Origin of the sequence: Xanthobacter agilis, assembly GCF_021730435.1 — a bacterium.
GTDB classification, from domain to species: domain Bacteria; phylum Pseudomonadota; class Alphaproteobacteria; order Rhizobiales; family Xanthobacteraceae; genus Xanthobacter; species Xanthobacter agilis.
This window is the reverse complement of record NZ_JABWGX010000001.1, coordinates 35,141-51,106: the sequence shown is the minus strand read 5'-3', so window position 1 is coordinate 51,106 and position 15,966 is coordinate 35,141. Positions and strand designations below refer to the sequence as shown.

General features: G+C 68.6%; 16 protein-coding genes. 9 read left to right on the top strand and 7 right to left on the bottom strand.

The window, feature by feature from the left end; all coding sequences use genetic code 11:
* Window positions 1–166: 166 nt before the first annotated feature.
* The 7 genes from HUW53_RS00235 to HUW53_RS00205 form a co-directional block, all read right to left on the bottom strand.
* Window positions 167–1,519, bottom strand: a complete 1,353-nt coding sequence (locus HUW53_RS00235) for a ferredoxin reductase family protein (RefSeq protein ID WP_237343733.1) — start codon at window positions 1,517–1,519, stop codon at window positions 167–169.
* 158 nt (window positions 1,520–1,677) lie between these two features.
* Entirely contained in the window at window positions 1,678–2,634 is a 957-nt protein-coding gene (locus HUW53_RS00230; protein ID WP_237343732.1) for an FAD:protein FMN transferase, read from the bottom strand.
* A complete protein-coding gene (locus tag HUW53_RS00225) occupies window positions 2,615–4,801 on the bottom strand; it encodes a PepSY domain-containing protein (RefSeq protein WP_237343731.1) in 2,187 nt (728 codons plus the stop codon). The genes HUW53_RS00230 and HUW53_RS00225 overlap by 20 nt, the downstream gene beginning before the upstream one ends.
* Before the next feature lie 18 nt (window positions 4,802–4,819).
* Complete coding sequence (locus HUW53_RS00220; protein ID WP_237343730.1) at window positions 4,820–5,290, bottom strand: DUF2271 domain-containing protein; 471 nt, start codon at window positions 5,288–5,290, stop codon at window positions 4,820–4,822.
* A gap of 44 nt (window positions 5,291–5,334) precedes the next feature.
* On the bottom strand, window positions 5,335–5,694 hold the full coding sequence (locus HUW53_RS00215) for a hypothetical protein (RefSeq protein WP_237343729.1): 360 nt from the start codon (window positions 5,692–5,694) through the stop codon (window positions 5,335–5,337).
* A 93-nt stretch (window positions 5,695–5,787) separates the two neighbouring features.
* Window positions 5,788–7,155, bottom strand: coding sequence for an ATP-binding protein (locus tag HUW53_RS00210; protein ID WP_237343728.1), 1,368 nt, complete (start codon window positions 7,153–7,155; stop codon window positions 5,788–5,790).
* A complete protein-coding gene (locus HUW53_RS00205; RefSeq protein ID WP_237343727.1) occupies window positions 7,152–7,823 on the bottom strand; it encodes a response regulator transcription factor in 672 nt (223 codons plus the stop codon). Before HUW53_RS00205 ends, HUW53_RS00210 begins: the two co-directional genes overlap by 4 nt.
* A gap of 138 nt (window positions 7,824–7,961) precedes the next feature.
* Between HUW53_RS00205 and HUW53_RS00200 the strand changes: the two genes are divergently transcribed.
* From HUW53_RS00200 to HUW53_RS00160, 9 genes are all read left to right on the top strand, one after another.
* On the top strand, window positions 7,962–8,249 hold the full coding sequence (locus tag HUW53_RS00200; protein WP_237343726.1) for a PepSY domain-containing protein: 288 nt from the start codon (window positions 7,962–7,964) through the stop codon (window positions 8,247–8,249).
* The gene (gene nrtS / locus HUW53_RS00195) at window positions 8,233–8,619 is read left to right on the top strand and encodes a nitrate/nitrite transporter NrtS (RefSeq protein WP_237343725.1); all 387 of its coding nucleotides are present in this window, start codon (window positions 8,233–8,235) and stop codon (window positions 8,617–8,619) included. Before HUW53_RS00200 ends, nrtS begins: the two co-directional genes overlap by 17 nt.
* A 265-nt stretch (window positions 8,620–8,884) precedes the next feature.
* The gene (locus tag HUW53_RS00190; protein WP_237343724.1) at window positions 8,885–9,580 is read left to right on the top strand and encodes a VIT1/CCC1 transporter family protein; all 696 of its coding nucleotides are present in this window, start codon (window positions 8,885–8,887) and stop codon (window positions 9,578–9,580) included.
* Between the two features lie 203 nt (window positions 9,581–9,783).
* Entirely contained in the window at window positions 9,784–10,323 is a 540-nt protein-coding gene (locus HUW53_RS00185; protein WP_336885705.1) for an SRPBCC domain-containing protein, read from the top strand.
* A 310-nt stretch (window positions 10,324–10,633) separates the two neighbouring features.
* Window positions 10,634–10,912: a metal/formaldehyde-sensitive transcriptional repressor gene (locus HUW53_RS00180; RefSeq protein WP_237343723.1), complete on the top strand. Its 279-nt coding sequence runs from the start codon at window positions 10,634–10,636 to the stop codon at window positions 10,910–10,912.
* 12 nt (window positions 10,913–10,924) lie between these two features.
* Window positions 10,925–12,130, top strand: a complete 1,206-nt coding sequence (locus tag HUW53_RS00175) for a nickel/cobalt efflux transporter (protein WP_237343722.1) — start codon at window positions 10,925–10,927, stop codon at window positions 12,128–12,130.
* 63 nt (window positions 12,131–12,193) lie between these two features.
* Window positions 12,194–12,907: a response regulator gene (locus HUW53_RS00170; protein ID WP_237343721.1), complete on the top strand. Its 714-nt coding sequence runs from the start codon at window positions 12,194–12,196 to the stop codon at window positions 12,905–12,907.
* Window positions 12,904–14,226, top strand: coding sequence for an ATP-binding protein (locus HUW53_RS21920; protein ID WP_237343720.1), 1,323 nt, complete (start codon window positions 12,904–12,906; stop codon window positions 14,224–14,226). Before HUW53_RS00170 ends, HUW53_RS21920 begins: the two co-directional genes overlap by 4 nt.
* Before the next feature lie 78 nt (window positions 14,227–14,304).
* Window positions 14,305–15,957 (top strand): efflux RND transporter periplasmic adaptor subunit, encoded by a 1,653-nt coding sequence (locus HUW53_RS00160; protein ID WP_237343719.1) that lies wholly within the window; start codon window positions 14,305–14,307, stop codon window positions 15,955–15,957.
* Window positions 15,958–15,966: the final 9 nt, after the last annotated feature.

Sequence of the window (15,966 nt, the reverse complement as noted above, 5' to 3'; positions counted from 1 at the left end):
GTGCCGGGCCGAGGCTCGCCATCGTTTCCACCATCATGACGCTGCACGGCGGAGCCGTGCGCGTCGAGGACGCCCCCGGCCGCGGTGTGCGCATCCGCCTCGTTTTTCCGAAGACGGATCGGTGACACGAGCCTGAACGCATCCATTGCGAGTGTGCCGAGGCCCCTCACCGCATGTCGAAGAGTTCCTGGTGGAAGCGCTTATCCACCGGGAAGCCCTCGGTGGCGAAATCGGCCCGCAGCGCCGCCCCGAAGCCGGCCGGGCCGCAGAACCAGATGCTGGCGTCACGCCAGTCCGGCACGGCATCGCGGATGCGGGCGCCGGTCAGCCGGCCATCGCGCGCGTCGATCAGCAGATGCAATTGTACCTGGGCAGCTCTGGCATCCTCGGCGAGCTTTGCAAGCGCCACCTCGTCCACATCGCTGGTGGTGTGGAACAGATCGGCGACCTGGCCCTGCGGCCAGTCGGGCGCCTCGCCGCGCAAGGCCATGTGCTTCATGCGGGCGATGAACGGCGTGATACCGATGCCGCCACCGATCCAGATCTGGCTGCGGCAATCGTCGTCGAAGGTGAAGCAGCCATATGGCCCCTCCACCCGCACCTCCTGGCCCACCTTGAGCCGCTCCTTCAGCCCCCTGGTGTGGTCGCCCAGTTCCTTGGTCACGAAGGTGATCCGCGGATGGTCCGGGTGCCAGCCCGAGGCGATGGTGTAGGGATGCGCGCCTTCGGAGGCATCCGACATGGCGAAGGCGAATTGTCCGGGACGGTGGCCCGGCCAGCCGGCGGGCACGTCGATGACGGTCTCGAGCGCCTTCACGCCCGGATAATAGGTGAGTTCGGCGATGCGTCCCTTCACCTGCCGCGCTGCGCCGACGCGGCGCACCACCACCACCCCGGCCGAGAAGGTGCCGCCGGCCAGCAGCACCGCCATCGCGGCGCCGAGCGGCGTCATCCAGTCGGCGAGGGTCAGGAGCACCACCGAGTGGAACATCAGCACCAGATAAGCGAGCGCCAGCAGGCGATGGGTCTTATAGAACAAGCGGTAGGGAAAGGCCCGGACCAGCGCCAGCGCGATCAGCGCCACAACTGCATAGAAAGCCCATTCGCCCACTCCCTCGGCGGTGCCGCGCAGGCTTGAGAAAGCGGCCTCCACCTGGTTTTCGATGGGCGGGCGGTCCCCACGGGCGGGCCGCTCCAGAAGACCCCAGCCCACGGCCCACTTCGGCCCCTGCGTCCACAGCCAGTGGATGATGGCAACGATGAGCGCGGTGATGCCGAGCCATTTGTGGAGCCGGTACATCTTGTCGAGGCCGCCCATCCAGCGCTCGGGCCAACGCGGACGCAGCGCCAGCATCATCGCCACGCTCATGAGCGCGATGGCGAGCACGCCCGTGTACTGCACGGCGACCGCCCGAATCGCGAAGAACCCGGCTGACTGGAACACCCCGGGCTCGGCCGCGACCCACAGCAGCGATACGAGGGCGAGGAGGCCAACAAGGACCTGCTTGATGTGTCTCATGTCTCCGGTTTCCTTTCACACCCCGACGGTTCGCCATTGATCCTGAGCGGGCACCTCCACCGGGAAGAACACCCGGAAACGGCTGCGGCCGCATTGAGAGGACGCAAGGGAATGGACCCGAGGCAGGATTGCGCCGCCAGTCCATGAGGCATGGCTGGTCACGGCCACGTCGCCACCACCTCTCCCTCGCTCCCGACGAACAGCGCGGCGAGGCCGAGCCGGCGGGCGAGGGCCGGGCCGTCCTGCGCGCCGCGCACCATCAGCGCCGTCGCCCAGGCATCGGCGGCCATGCAGGTGTCGCTGAGCACGGTGACGGCGGCGAGGTCGTTCTCCAATGGCGCGCCGCGCGAGGGGTCCATGGTGTGGGAGAGCCTCCTGCCCGCCACCTCCACCTGATGGCGATAGCTGCCCGAGGTTGCGACGGCGGCACCGGACAGCTCCAGCACCCCGAGGACGTCCCGCACGCCGGGGACTGGCGTCTCGTGGGCGACCGCCCAGGGTCGGCCATCCGGCTTCGTGCCCGCCGCGCGCATCTCCCCGTCGATGCCCACGAGCCAAGAGGACAGGCCCGCCTCCGTCATCTCCCGCGCCAGCTCGTCCACGCCGAAGCCCTTGGCGATGCCGGACAGATCGAGCCGCAGCGGCGCCAGCCGGCGCGCGCGGTAGCCCGCCGGGTCGAGCTGCAGGGTCTTCGGCGGCTCGAAGGAGGGACGCCCCGCAAGCGCGGCGATGCGTCCGCCGTCGGGCACGCGCGTGCCGCACCCGAAGCCCCAGGCCTGGACCAGATCGCCCACGCCGATGTCGAACGCGCCCCCCGACAGGCGGCCGATCTCAAGGGCCGCGGCGAGCACGCCCATCAGCTCGCGGGGAATGGCCACCCAGGTGCCGAGGGGGGCGGCGTTGAGCTGCTCCAGGTCGGAATCCGGCCGCCAGGTGGACATCTGGCGCTCGACACGGTCGAGGGTGCCCTGAAGGCGGCGGGTGAGCGCCCCCTCGTCCACGCCGCCTACGGCGAAAAACACCGCCGACCAGCGCGCGCCCATGGCGGGGCCGCTGAGGGCGTGGCGGCGGGGCTCCAGCGCGCCTTGAGCTGAATCAGTAGACATCTTCGACATAGCGTCCAGACGACTTGAGGGTGGGAAGGTCGAGGCCGAGTGGCCGCACGATCGGATCGAGTGCCCAGGTCACGGCCTGGGCCATGTCACGGCCGCCGCACACCAGGATTTGCGCGCCCTGCCGGATCAGCTCGCGCAGGCGAGGCGCGTCGGCGGCGATGCGATCCTGCACATAGGCGCCGCCATCCGGACCGCGTGAGAAGGCGGTCTGGAGCGAGGTCAGGCGTTTCTCGGCGAGATGCTGGGCCAGTTCGTGCTCGTAGAGAAAATCCGACGACGGGCTGCGGCCGCCCCAGTAGAGGTGGACCGGGCGACCGGCCGCATTGGCGCGCACCAGGCCGGCGAGCGGACCGATGCCGGCGCCGGCGCCGATCAGGATGAGCGGCGCCCGTCCCGCGGCCGGCCGGAAGGTCGGGTTGGCGCGGATGAAAGCCTCCACGCGATCGCCGGGAGCGAGAGCGTGCAGGAAGGTCGAGCAGAGCCCGCCTGCGCGCAGGCGGACGCAGATCTCCAGCATCCCGTAGCACGACGACGACGCCAGCGAATAGAAGCGCGGCATCGGATGGCCCGGCGGCAGGATACCGACGAGGTCGCCGGGCTCGAACGACGGCAGGCGTCCGGCCTTGCCGTCCGTTCCTGGCCTCCGGAAGCGCAGGATCGCCACCGGCGCGCCGACGGCCACGCCATAGTCCTCGCGTTCGACGAGTTCGAGCGCGACCGTCTTCGGCGGCTCGGCGACGTGCTCGAGCTTGAGGTCGTGACCGAGCACGGTACCGAGGTCGCGGCCCCATTGGGCGAACTCCTGCGCCGAACGCCGATCGATGCGCTTCATCGGCAGGAGCTGCGGCCAGCCGTTTGCCGTGAGCGCAGCCGACACCTCCTCGGCGTAGCCGCAGAAATGCGGAAAGCAGCGGTCGCCGAAGCCGAGCACCGCCACCGGCACGCGGCGTTCCTGCCGCGCGAGCCGGGACAGGAACACCGTCGCCGAGGCGGGCGCCGCTCCGTCGCCATGGGTCGCGGCCAGGAGCAGCAGGCGTTCGGTGACGGCGGAAAACGGCTGAAGATCGTTCATGGCCGCGGTGTGGACATGGTGGCCGGCGCGAGTCAGCGCGTCGTGCAGCGTCGCGGCGAAGCCCCAGGTGGAATTGCCTTCGCTGCCCACCAGGAGGACGGTGTCGGCAGCACGGGCGGGCGCGTTCATCGCGATGCGCGGCCGGGCGGCGCGGCGGCGCCACCACATTGCGATGCCGGTCGCGCCGAGCACCGGAACCGCCGCCGCCGAAAGGCCGAGCACGAGCCCGAGCACCCAGGCGCCCTGGCCGGTGTGGAGGGTACGGATCATGCCGTTCAGGCGGTCGAGCGTCGTCGCCGGGGTGAAGGACAGCTCCGCGCCCGTCGCCGCATCGATCTGCGCCTCGCCCCGGCTTGTCCGCAGGCCGTAGGTGTCGGTCGGATCGTCGGGTGCCGGGAAGGTCAGCTCGAGCAGGCTCGCCACATCGGTCGCCCTGAGCGCCGCCAGCGTGCCGGCCGGAGCAGGCGCGCCGCCGTTCGCCGACACCATGGGCGCGGCGGCTTCGTGTTCGGGGATGAGGCCGAAGCTGCTCGCCGACATCCACGCGCCCGTGAGGGATGAGAGGACGAGGCCAGCGGCAGCGAAACGGCCGAGCTCGCCGTGCCAGCGCTGGGCCGGTGTGCCTCGGATGGACTGCAGCAGCGCGCCCGCTCCGCCGAGGCGGCGGGCGAGGAGGAGGGTGCCGGAGACGGTGAGCACGAGCATGGCGAGCGCGCCGGCGCCGGTGGCGGCCCGCCCCGCATCTCCGGTCAGAAACGCGCGATGCAGATTCGTGATGACGCGTGTCGTTTCTGAGACATGGTAGGGACCAAGCCCGGCCCCGGTCGCCGGATCGACCCGCTCCACGCCGCGCGTTTCGCCGTCGGTGAAGGCGACCGTGACGGCGCCGTCCGGCCGCACGCGGATCGAATCGATGCCCTGGTGACGCGCCGCCACCGCCTCGGCGAGGGCGGCGACGCTGGTGCCGACCGGAATCGCCGGTGATGCGAGACGGTCGAGCGCCGGCTGCACGGAAAGCGCCACGCCGGTGAGGGCCATGACGGTAAGGCCGAGCGCGAGCACGACGCCCGGCAGCGCATGAATGCGGCGAAGCATGGATCAGGTCCGATCGCTTCAGAAGGTGACCGTGAAGGACTTGACGTAGCCCTTGCCCGGCGCCAGCTTGCCGGAGGCTGCGGTATCGAGGGGTACGATCACCTCGGAGGGATTGTCCATGCCGTCCTCCACGGCGGTGTCGACATGGACCTTGTATCCGGCGTCGATCATGGCATCGGCGAGGTCGAGGCTGATCTTCAGCGTCCTGCCTGAGCCGATGCTGGCGCCGGTGATGCCGTCGATCTCGGTCGGTCGCCCGCCGGAGACGCGCTGCCAGTCGCTGAGGTGGCGATAGTACTTCGCCTTGCCGCCGGCCATCCACAAGGTGCCCTTGTAGACGCCGGCGGCATCGGTGACGTAGAGCACCACATAGGCGCCGTTGCCGCCATAGGCCTTGAGGGTGGTCTCGAAGGTGACTTGGCGGGCCTCGGCGACCACCGGGGCGATCAAGGCGGTGGTGGCGGCCACAGCGGAGAGGACGAATTTCATCGGTCTGTTCCTCAAGGGAGAGAAGGTCGGGCGCGGCGAGGTGCTCATTGCACCTCGACCTTGGGACGGGCCTTGCCGTTGAAGAAGCCGTTGTCGGGCACCGGCGCATTGGGATCAGCCGGGCCGGCCTGCGGGATTGCGCCGCGGCGGCCACCCTCGTCGTCTTCGCCATCATCCTCATCGTCATCGTGGTGGCGGCGTCCGCGATGCTCGCCGTCACGACGCCGCTCATGGGACTCTTCGGCGAAGCGGATCGGGCGCCCCTCGATGGCGGATGACGTCGCGCCATCATGCCGTTCGTGATGGCTTGAGGTCAGGTGATCAGCCTCCGCCGCCGCCAGTGCGACGCCGATACCCGTGGTGGAAAGCAGGAGCGCCGCTCCGATCAGGGTGCGCGTCTTCATTGACCATCTCCCGGTTGGTGTTGACCGGAAGCACCCTCGCGTTCGCACCTGACGGCCACCTGAAGCCGATGCAGATCTGCGTTCAGCTTCCCGTCAGGCTTGAGGCACGGCCGCGAAGCGCACCCTGGCACGGAAGCCGTCGGCTTCGCCCGGGATCGGCGAGGCGAGGTCGAGGGTCAGGCCAGCGCCGCGGCAGATGGCGGCGACGATGGCAAGGCCGAGGCCGGAGCCCTCCGCCCCCGTCGGGCCGCGCTCGAACGGGCGGATCAGGCGCGCCAGCCGGTCGGCCGGCACCACGGGGCCGCCATTGGAGACCTCGAACAGGCCGTCGGCCAGCCGCACCCGCACGGGCGTGCCGGGCGTGCCGTGCTTCAACGCATTCTCGATGAGATTGCGGGCGAGGATGGCGAAGGCGTCCGGATCGAGGTCGCAGACAAGGCCGCTGTCCGGCGGGATTTCGACCATCAGGTCCTCGCCCCGGTCAGTCAGCCGGTCGATGTCCGCGATCACGTGGCGCAGCACCGGCGCGAGGGGCGTCGGGGTTTCGGCGAGGAGGCCGCCGCCCTCGGCCTTGGCCAGCTGCAGCAGCTTCTCGGACAAGCGCGAGAGACGCTTCAGGGCGACCGCCACTGAACGGGCCCGTTCCCGGGGCGCGCCGCCCGGCAGTTCAGCGACGAGGCGCTGGGTCTGCGCCAGTGCGGCGGCGATGGGCGTCCGGAGCTCATGGGCGCTGTTGGCGGTGAAGCCGCGCTCGGCTTCGAGCGCACCGCGCAGGCGTTCCAGCAGGGCGTTGACCGATGTCGCGACGGGTGCGATCTCCTCCGGCAGCCCCACCGCTGCGACCGGCGCGAGATTGCCGCGGCCCCGTTCCTCGATCGCCGAGCGAAAGGTGATGACGGGCCTCAAGGACAGGCGGACGGAAAGCCACACCCCGACGAGCGCGATGGGCACCAGGGCGACAAGGGGCCAGATCAGGGCGACCACCGCGCGTCGGACCGCCGCGCGGCGATGGCCGAGGTCCTCGGCGGTGGTCACCAGGATTGTGCCCCTGACGGCCGCCTCGGTGTAGGTGCGCAGCCGCTCCGTGCTGTGGAAGCCCGGCGGGAGGCTGCGGGGGATCTGCATCAGGTCGGCGTCGCTCGACTGGAGCAGCTCGCGGCCGTCCGCGTCGCGGACCACGTAGGTGATGTATTCCCGGTGGGGGCCGATAGGTGCCATGTGCTGGGTCGCGCTGCCTCCGTCCCGCGAGAGCAGTTCGGCATAGGCCAGCGGCAGCACCCGCTGCGCCACCTCCTGCAGGGCACTGTCGAACACCTCGCCGATCTCGCGGCGCAGCACCAGCCCGGCCACGGTGGCGGCGGCGAGCCACAGGGCGGTGACCGCCAGCGCCAGCCACAATCCCAAGCGCAGGCGCAGGCTCCACCCGCTACCGCGGCGGCCGTCGCCCACCGCCTCGTTCATGCGCCCGCCTCAGGCGGGCCGAGGCGATAGCCCATGCCGCGCACCGTCTCGATCACCTCCGCCCCGAGCTTCTTGCGCAGGCGGGCGATGTAGACCTCGATGGTGTTGCTCTCCACCTCGGCGTCGAAGGAATAGAGCCGCTCCTCGAGCTGCGGCTTCGACATGAGCTGGTGGGGCCGTTGCACGAACGCCTCGAACAGCGACCATTCGCGGCCGGTCAGCGCCACAGGCCGTCCCGCTCGCCGCACCAAGCGGGCCGCAAGATCCACCTCAATGTCGCCGAGGGTGACGAGCGGGTTGGGATTGCCGGCATAGCGCCGCCCCACCGCCCGGATCCGCGCGCTGAGCTCGAACAGGTCGAACGGCTTGACCAGGTAATCGTCGGCGCCGGCATCGAGCGCCGCGATGCGGTCCGAGATCTGGTCCCGCGCCGTCAGCACGATGATGGGCGTGACGTCGCCCGCCACCCTCAGGCGCTTCAGGAAATCGAGTCCGCGTCCGTCCGGCAGCATCAGGTCGAGCAGGACCAGCTCGAAGGCGGCGGCATGGATCGCCTCGGAGGCGTCGTCGAGACGCGTCACCCAGTCGGGCGTATGCCCGTCGGCGATGATCTGATCGCGCACGGCCATCCCAAGGACAGGGTCATCTTCGACGAGAAGGATCCGCATGTGTCGCCTCGGCGTGTTCCATGCCAATTTAGCGCGCGAGACGAGCCGATGGGGTCCGATAATTTGCATGAGCGTTCAGGTGGGCGTCAGTTGGGCGTGCTTTCTATTTCGCGGGCTGCGCACCTCGGAGGATCTTTGGTGAGACGCACGTGGGTTGCCGCGATTGTGGTCTTCGCCGCGTGCCTCGGCGCGGAACCGGCGGCGGCCGATCGGGCCTGCACCGTGCCGCTGGCCGACTGGCAGCCACGCGACGCGCTCCAGAAGAAGCTGGAGGGCGAGGGGTGGACCGTGCTCTCGATCCGCTCCGACGACGGCTGCTACAAGGTCAGGGCGACCAACGCGCGCGGCGACAGCCTGAAGGCGAAGTACGACCCCGCCAGCCTGGAACAGATCCGGCGGAAGCACGGCGATGAAGACGACGACTGATGCGACGGCGACGATGTGCGAGGGTCCGGATTGCGCCGGCAATCCTGATGCAAATGCTATCGGGGTGACGTGTCCCATCAGCTCGCGCGGCGAGAAATCCGGCACCAGCATGATCCGGCGTTTCCTTTCCTATGCAACGCAGTCCGGCATTCCGTGCCGCTCCTTCCTGGTGGCAGTGGTCGTCGGCACCATCCTCAATCTCATCAACCAGGGCGATGCCGCCGTGGGCGGCGGCTCGGTCAACTGGACCAAGATAGGCTTGACGTTCCTGGTCCCCTATTGCGTCGCCACCTACGGCGCCGTCTCGTACCGGCTGCGCCAAGAACGCGAGACCAGGCCGTCGCCGTCAGTTTCTTCCGAACAGCCTTGAGCCGCCGTTCCAAGCCTCCGCATGCTTGAAGATGCAGTGCGCCGGCGGGGCCGACGGACTGTGCGCACAATCCTGCGATACCTCATCGCCGAAAAGCCGCTTGATGGCCGATTCTAAACGGGCTGCGTCAGTCTTCCGTCAGCTTCGTTTGCCAGATTGCAGCCGCGATTGGCCGAGTGGCACGACCTCCGTCGAAGGTTCCAATACGTCAAGCCACATCCACCGGATGGGCTTTCTCGATAGCCCTCAAAAAGGACCCTTATCGATGCCGACCACTCCGCATATCGAAAAACATTTTAGCGGCTCGGAGATCGTCCGCGACGTCGTCATCGGCATGTCGGACGGCCTGACGGTTCCTTTTGCCCTGGCCGCTGGTTTGTCTGCCGCCGTCAGTGACACCGGAGTGATCGTGACTGCGGGTCTTGCCGAGATCGCCGCCGGCGCCATCGCGATGGGGCTTGGCGGTTATCTCGCCGCGCATACGGACATTGAGCATTTCAAGTCGGAGGAAGCGCGTGAAACTTGGGAAATCGAGCATAAGCGCGATTTCGAGGTAAACGAGGTGAGGCAGATATTTGAAACCTACGGCCTTGAGGGCGCCGCTCTGACGAACGTGGTTGACGCGATCAGCGCCAATCCCCGGCGCTGGACGGATTTCATGATGCGCTTCGAGCTCGGCCTTGAACAGCCGGATCCGAAACGCGCTCCGCTGAGCGCTGCGACCATCGCGATCGCTTATCTCGTTGGCGGGTCCATCCCGCTTGCGCCTTATATCGCCGTATCGAACATCCCTGATGCCTTGAAGATGTCCGTGCTCACTACGGGGATCGCGCTGGCGATTTTCGGTGCAATCAAAGGCCGCTTCACGGGGGTAAACCCCTTCAGGTCCGCCGTGCAGACTTTGTTGGTTGGCGGTCTCGCGGCAGGTGCTGCCTATTGGCTGGCGCATCTTCTCGGCTGATAGGGAAGAAATGTTGGCGGGAAAACGCGCCGCGCTTGTCAACTCGGAGCTGGGTCTCGCCTGTCGATTTCCGTGCTGGCCACCCACCTGCGTCCTCGAATGGATTGGGTCTGGGCCGGACACTTCACGAGGTCCCCCGCTCCCGAGTGGGGCTTCGTCATGCCCATGGTTGCCACCGCGCTCTGAAAAGACGCGCCTTTCGAATGTCGCGTTTTGATTTCTGGTATGGGTGTGAGCCGACGTCGGCAGCGCACTTGAATTCAGGCCAAATCGCTGTAGCCGTCCACGGTGGGGGACGGGGTGCCGAAGGATTCCGATTCATGAAAGGCGTATCGGGAGGACGAAGGACTGACTCGGAGGCATGGGTGAAGTGGCTCCCGCCCGAGGGAATGACGGGACACATCTACAAATTCGAACCGCGCCAGGGCGGAGCCTACGGGATGGCGCTGACCTATGCCAAAGGGGATCGATCTACCCGCGGTAAGACCTCGGAAGACACCGATGGCGTCGAAGGGTGTTTCCTGGAGTTGGCTCCGGACGAGCAGATCGTCCATCTTGTTAGGTTCGAATCAAACGATCCGGCCTTCGCGGGCGAGATGAAGATGAAGTGGAGCCTTTCGCCCGTTCCCGGAGGAGCCAGGGTGACTATCACCTGCGAAAATGTTCCGGAAGGGATACGGCAGGAAGACCACGACGCCGGGTTGCAATCTACGCTCAAGAATCTCTCGATCTTGGTCGAATGAACATTCTCGGCTGTGGCCAAATGTGGGCAATGTCTGGAATGTTAGGCCCGCTCTCGGGTCGAAAACTCGGGAAACGGGACATTCCCTTGGCAGAAACACTTGACGACACCGTCCGAGGGACCGGCATCGTCATCCGATGTTGCGTCAGCGGATGACAGGTCGGGCCCACGGCGCCAAGCTGTTAGCCCCGTTCAAGTCCCCACATCGATCGAGGGTCACCGGGCTCCCGGCCTCGACATAGGCCCAGAATGGTCCGGCAGACGAAGGGGAGTGGTTTACATAGGGTACCCCCCTATATTATAAATCCGTAATGGCACACACGATCAAGCACAAGGCCAAGCTTCTCGCCCGCATTCGCCGGATCAAGGGGCAGGCCGAAGCCGTGGAGCGCGCGCTGGAAGCCGAGCTCGGCTGCACCGACGTGCTGATGCTGGTCGCCTCCATGCGCGGCGCCATCACCGGACTGACGGCGGAGCTCATGGAAGACCACATCCGGCATCACGTCGTGAACCCGGACGCCGAGCCCGATCCCGAGCGTGCCAAAGGCGCCGCCGACCTGATCGAGGTCGTCCGGACCTACCTCAAGTGATCTGAGAGCAAGATGACTGCGTTTACAGACCTGCTCCAGCAGGGGGCCGCGCACGCCTGGCTGTTCATCCCCTCGGCAATCCTGCTGGGCGCCCTGCACGGGCTCGAGCCGGGCCATTCCAAGACGATGATGGCGGCCTTCATCATCGCCATCCGCGGCACGCTCACCCAGGCCGTCCTGCTGGGCCTCGCCGCAACGACCTCGCACACGGCGGTGGTCTGGCTCATTGCCATCGGAGGGCTGTATTTCGGACAGCAATGGGGTGGAGAGGCCAGCGAACCCTATTTTCAGCTGGCTTCGGCCGTGGCGATCATCGCCATCGCCGCCTGGATGGCCTGGCGGACGTGGCGCGAGCAGAGCGACGAGCATCACCACCACCATGAGGAGGAGACGCGTCTCGTCCCGACCTCGGAGGGGGAGCTGGCGCTCAACATCTTCGAGGACGGCGTGCCGCCGCGCTGGCGCATCTCCAGCCCCGCCGGATGCGCGCTTCCCGACGCCGACCGCGTCTTTCTCGAAATCCTGAGGCCCGGCGGCGGCCGTCAGGTCTTCCCGTTCGTGAACCGGGACGAGTTCATCGAGAGCGCGCATGACATTCCCGAGCCCCATGCCTTTTCAGTGGAGCTGCGACTGCGCCGCGCCGATGGAGGGGAGGAGGTCCATGCCCTCGCGTTCGAGGAGCATGACCATGCTCACATGAATCTCGGCGACGAGGACGACGCCCATGCACGCGCCCACGCCGCCGATATCCGCAATCGCTTTGCCGGCCGCCCGGTGACGACCTGGCAGATCATCATCTTCGGACTGACGGGCGGGCTGATCCCGTGCCCGGCGGCGATCACCGTGCTGCTGATCTGCATGCAGCTGAAGGCGTTCAGCCTCGGCTTCGTGCTGGTCCTGTGCTTCAGCATCGGCCTGGCGCTCACGCTGGTGTCGGCCGGCGTGCTCGCCGCGCTCAGCGTCCGGCATGTCTCGCAACGCTGGTCGGGCTTCAGCGCCTTCGCCCGGCGTGCGCCCTATGCCTCCGCTGCGCTGATCCTGATGGTCGGCCTTTATACCGGCTGGCTTGGCTGGCATGGTCTTTCACGGGAGCACGCCCCATCGGCGGGCATCAGCGCGGGCGCGGCGCGGCCGGGCCTGAGAGCGCAGCAAGCGCCGGGGCGGGGCGATCTGTTGCCTGCGCCGTCGGCGTATCGCGAAGCACGCAGGCTGGGATAAAAGGGCTTGTCCGTGGAGCAGCAGTCGCGCGCGCAGGACTGCCTTTCAGGAGTCCGTCACCCCGTGTCCCCCGAAGGCCATATCCTGATTGTCGACGACGATGCCGAGATCCGACGCCTCGCCGGCAAGTTCCTGCGCGAGCACGGGCACAAGGTCACTGCGGCGCAGGATGCCCGCGAGATGCGGGAGATCATGGCGACAGGCCCCGTGGACCTCGTCATCCTCGACGTCATGCTGCCCGGCGTGAGCGGGCTCGATTTGTGCCGGGACATCCGCCGCACCTCAAACGTGCCCATCATCATGCTCACCGCGCGCGGCAGCGACGTGGACCGGATCGTCGGGCTGGAGCTCGGCGCGGACGACTATCTGGCGAAGCCGTTCAATCCGCGGGAGCTGCTCGCGCGCATCCATGCGGTGCTGCGGCGGATGCGGCCTTCAGGCGGTGCGACGGCCGCCGCGGGCACGCTGCTCGCCTTTTCCGGCTGGACGCTCGACACCCGCCGGCGGGAGCTGACCAATCCTGAAGGGGTCGTGGTGGATCTCTCCACTGGCGAATACGACCTGCTCCTGACCTTTCTCGAACACCCCCAAAGGGTGCTGACCCGCGACCAGCTGATGGACGCCGCCAAGAACCGCACCGCCACAGGCTTCGACCGCGCCATCGACATCCAGGTCAGCCGGCTGCGCAAGAAGCTCGAGTCCCATGGCGGACCCGAGATGGTGAAGACCGTGCGCGGCGCCGGCTATTTCTTCGCTCCGGAGGTGGAGCGCTCGTGATCCGCGCCATGGACAGCCTCGCCGTGCGCACCGCCGTGGTGGCGGTGCTGGGCATCGTCGTCGTGCATGTGCTGAGCTTGTGGACCTACGAGCACGCCATGGAGCGCGAGCGCCATGCGGCCCATGCCATCCGCCTCGCCGACCAGATCGTCGCGTTCCGCCGGTCGCTCGCGGCGGCGGCGCCGGAAAAGCGGGAGGATGTGGCCCATGAGCTGTCCGGCGGCGCCATCGACGCGCACTGGAGCCGGGAGGCCATGGCTGCGCCCGGCTCCCATGCCGTGGAGGGATGGCAGCGCCTCGCCGACGACGTGCGCACGCTGGCGCCCGACCTCGGGCCGCAGGATGTGCTGGTGGGCGCGGGCACCGACCCGCACCTCAGCCTCGTCGCCGTGCGCCTTCCGGACGGCAGCTGGCTGAATGCCCGCCTGTTCGCCTCCGTCCCGCCGGCGACCGGCACGCACGGGTCGTTTCTGTCCACCACGCTCATGGCGACGGGCGTGCTGCTGCTGTCGCTGGCCATCGCCGCCTGGCTGACGCGGCCGCTCAGGGCCATGGCGCGGACCGTCGCGACCTTGCCTCCGGCCGCCCCTCTCGCGCGGCTCCCGGAGACAGGCCCCAAGGAGGTGCGGGAGCTGGCCCACGCCTTCAACGGCATGCAGGCCCGCATCGCCGAGCTGATGGAGCGGCGCACCCAGGCCCTCGCCGCAGTCTCCCACGACCTGCGCACGCCCATGACGCGCCTGCGTTTCCGCATGGAGGATGTGGCCGATCCCGTCCTGCGCGCGGCCATGGCGGCGGACGTGGCGGAGATGGAGCAGATGGTGGACGCTACCCTCTCCTACCTGCGTGGCGAGGCCAGCGAGGAGCCGGTGCGCCCGCTCGACCTGGTGGCGCTGGTGGAGACGCTGGTGGACGACGCCCGTGACCGGGGCCGCGCCGCCGATCTTGCCGCCCCGCCGCACTTGGTGGTGGCGGGCCGCCTCGTCAGCCTGAAGCGGATGGTGTCGAACCTGCTGGAGAATGCCATTCTCTATGGCGGCGCCGCGCATGTCGTGCTCGCGGAGGAGGGGGGCGAGGCCGTGCTGACGGTGCGGGACGAGGGCCCCGGCATTCCGGAGGCGCAGCTGACCGCCGTGCTCGAACCCTTCGTCCGGCTCGAATCCTCCCGCAGCCGCTCCACCGGCGGGGTGGGACTCGGCCTCTCCATTGCCCGCGCGGTGGCAGCCGTCCATGGCGGCACGCTGACCCTCGCCAATGGCGAAGGCGGCGAGCTGGTCGCGACTGTGCGCCTGCCCCGGGGCCTTGCTGAAACAAACTGATACAGAAGCGATACGCGGCGTGACACCCCGTGCGCTATCTGGCTCCCGTACCGGATTTACCAACGGACGGGTTGAAGCATGGCATGCCATTTGGTGCGGAGGGAGAGCCTTGGTCCGTGCGGCCTTCTCGTCGGCCTCGGGCTCGCCGGCCTCGTGCTGGCGACGGGCGCGAGGGCGCACGAGGGCCATGACCACGGTGCGCCCGCCACGCCCCAGGTAACGACCCTCGCCCCCCGCGCCGAGGCGGTTTCCGCCAATTTCGAGCTGGTGGCGGTGCTGCGCGACGGCACGCTCACCCTCCACCTCGACCGCTTCGCAGACAATGCGCCGGTGGACGGCGCGACCATCGAAATGGACACGCCCGAAGGCTCGCAGGCCGCGAAACCCGTGGCGCCCGGCACCTATGTGGTGCCGGCGCCGTTCGCCGCGAGGCCGGGCGCGCACGACCTCGCCTTCACCGTCACGGCAGGCGATACGGTAGACGTGCTCGCCGGTACTTTGACCGTTCCCGCCGCGGCAGCATCATCCGACACGCAGACGCCAGCGCCTGCGGCGCTGGCGCAGTTCGGCGGCCTGCCGGTGGGCGCTCTGGCGGGTCTTCTCATCGGCTTTCTAGCGGGGGCGCTCGTCATGTCCCGGCGGCGGGCGGGCGCCCTCCTCGTCCTCGGAACACTCGGCGTCACGCTCGCCGGAGCACCGCAGGGCGCACGAGCCGCGGACACGCCGAAGCCTCCCGTCCGCGATGCCGCCCAGCGCCTGCCCGACGGCTCGGTAATCCTGCCGAAGCCGAGCCAGCGCATCCTCGGCGTGCGCACCATCGTCACCGCGTCAGCCAGCCACGTCGGTGTCGTGGAATTGCCCGGACGCGTGGTGCCGGATGCCAATGCCAGCGGCCTCGTACAGACGGCGGTGGGCGGGCGCATCGCGCCGCCGCTGGGCGGCTTCTGGCCGCTCGGCGCGAGGGTCGCGGCGGGCGACATCCTCGCCTACGTCCACCCGCCCATCGGCGCCTCGGACCTCAAGGACCTGGAGCAGCAGGGCTTTGAGCTGGACCAGCAGATCGCCATCGTGAAGCGCCGCTATGAGCGCCTGTCCGCCATCCAGAATGCCGTCACCCGCCGCGAGGTGGAGGAGACGGAGATTGAACTGAAGGGCCTCCAGACCCGCCGCGCCACGCTGGAGCGGGTGCAGCGCGAGCCGGAGGCGCTGCGCGCGCCCGTTGCCGGCGTCATCGCCACCTCGGACGCGGTGGCCGGGCAGATGGCGGACCCGAACACGGTGGTGTTTCGCATCATCGACCCGGATCGGCTGTGGGTGGAAGCGCTGGGTTTCTCGCCGGATGTCGGCAGGTCAGGCGCTTCAGGCCGGCTGCCCGATGGCCGTTCCGTCACGCTCGCCTTCCTTGGCGCCGGGATGTCCGACCGCAGCCAGACCCTTCCGCTGCAGTTTTCCGTCACCGGGGGTGTTGAGGGGCTACGCCCCGGTCAGTTTCTCACGGTCCTCGCGGAGGCCGGCGCCCCGCGCACGGGCATCGCCATCCCCCGCACGGCGGTGGTGCGCGGGGCGAACGGTCAGGCCATCGTCTACGAACATGTCAGCGCCGAGCGCTTCGTTGCGCGCGACGTGAGGACGGAACCCCTCGATGCCGGCCGCGTGCTGGTGGTGGCCGGCCTGCCGCCCGATCGCCGCGTGGTCACCGAGGGTGCCGAACTCATCGACCAGATCCGCTGAGGCCGGCCG

What these genes read in the sequence shown, in the direction of transcription:
- nrtS (WP_237343725.1), top strand. Translation starts at nt 8,233, where the DNA reads ATGAAGACGACGACTGATGCGACGGCGACGATGTGCGAGGGTCCGGAT.
- HUW53_RS00220 (WP_237343730.1), bottom strand. Translation starts at nt 5,290, where the DNA reads ATGAAATTCGTCCTCTCCGCTGTGGCCGCCACCACCGCCTTGATCGCC.
- HUW53_RS00210 (WP_237343728.1), bottom strand. Translation starts at nt 7,155, where the DNA reads ATGAACGAGGCGGTGGGCGACGGCCGCCGCGGTAGCGGGTGGAGCCTG.
- HUW53_RS00190 (WP_237343724.1), top strand. Translation starts at nt 8,885, where the DNA reads ATGCCGACCACTCCGCATATCGAAAAACATTTTAGCGGCTCGGAGATC.
- HUW53_RS00180 (WP_237343723.1), top strand. Translation starts at nt 10,634, where the DNA reads ATGGCACACACGATCAAGCACAAGGCCAAGCTTCTCGCCCGCATTCGC.
- HUW53_RS00225 (WP_237343731.1), bottom strand. Translation starts at nt 4,801, where the DNA reads ATGCTTCGCCGCATTCATGCGCTGCCGGGCGTCGTGCTCGCGCTCGGC.
- HUW53_RS00160 (WP_237343719.1), top strand. Translation starts at nt 14,305, where the DNA reads ATGGCATGCCATTTGGTGCGGAGGGAGAGCCTTGGTCCGTGCGGCCTT.
- HUW53_RS00215 (WP_237343729.1), bottom strand. Translation starts at nt 5,694, where the DNA reads ATGAAGACGCGCACCCTGATCGGAGCGGCGCTCCTGCTTTCCACCACG.
- HUW53_RS00175 (WP_237343722.1), top strand. Translation starts at nt 10,925, where the DNA reads ATGACTGCGTTTACAGACCTGCTCCAGCAGGGGGCCGCGCACGCCTGG.
- HUW53_RS00235 (WP_237343733.1), bottom strand. Translation starts at nt 1,519, where the DNA reads ATGAGACACATCAAGCAGGTCCTTGTTGGCCTCCTCGCCCTCGTATCG.
- HUW53_RS00205 (WP_237343727.1), bottom strand. Translation starts at nt 7,823, where the DNA reads ATGCGGATCCTTCTCGTCGAAGATGACCCTGTCCTTGGGATGGCCGTG.
- HUW53_RS00230 (WP_237343732.1), bottom strand. Translation starts at nt 2,634, where the DNA reads ATGTCGAAGATGTCTACTGATTCAGCTCAAGGCGCGCTGGAGCCCCGC.
- HUW53_RS00185 (WP_336885705.1), top strand. Translation starts at nt 9,784, where the DNA reads ATGTCGCGTTTTGATTTCTGGTATGGGTGTGAGCCGACGTCGGCAGCG.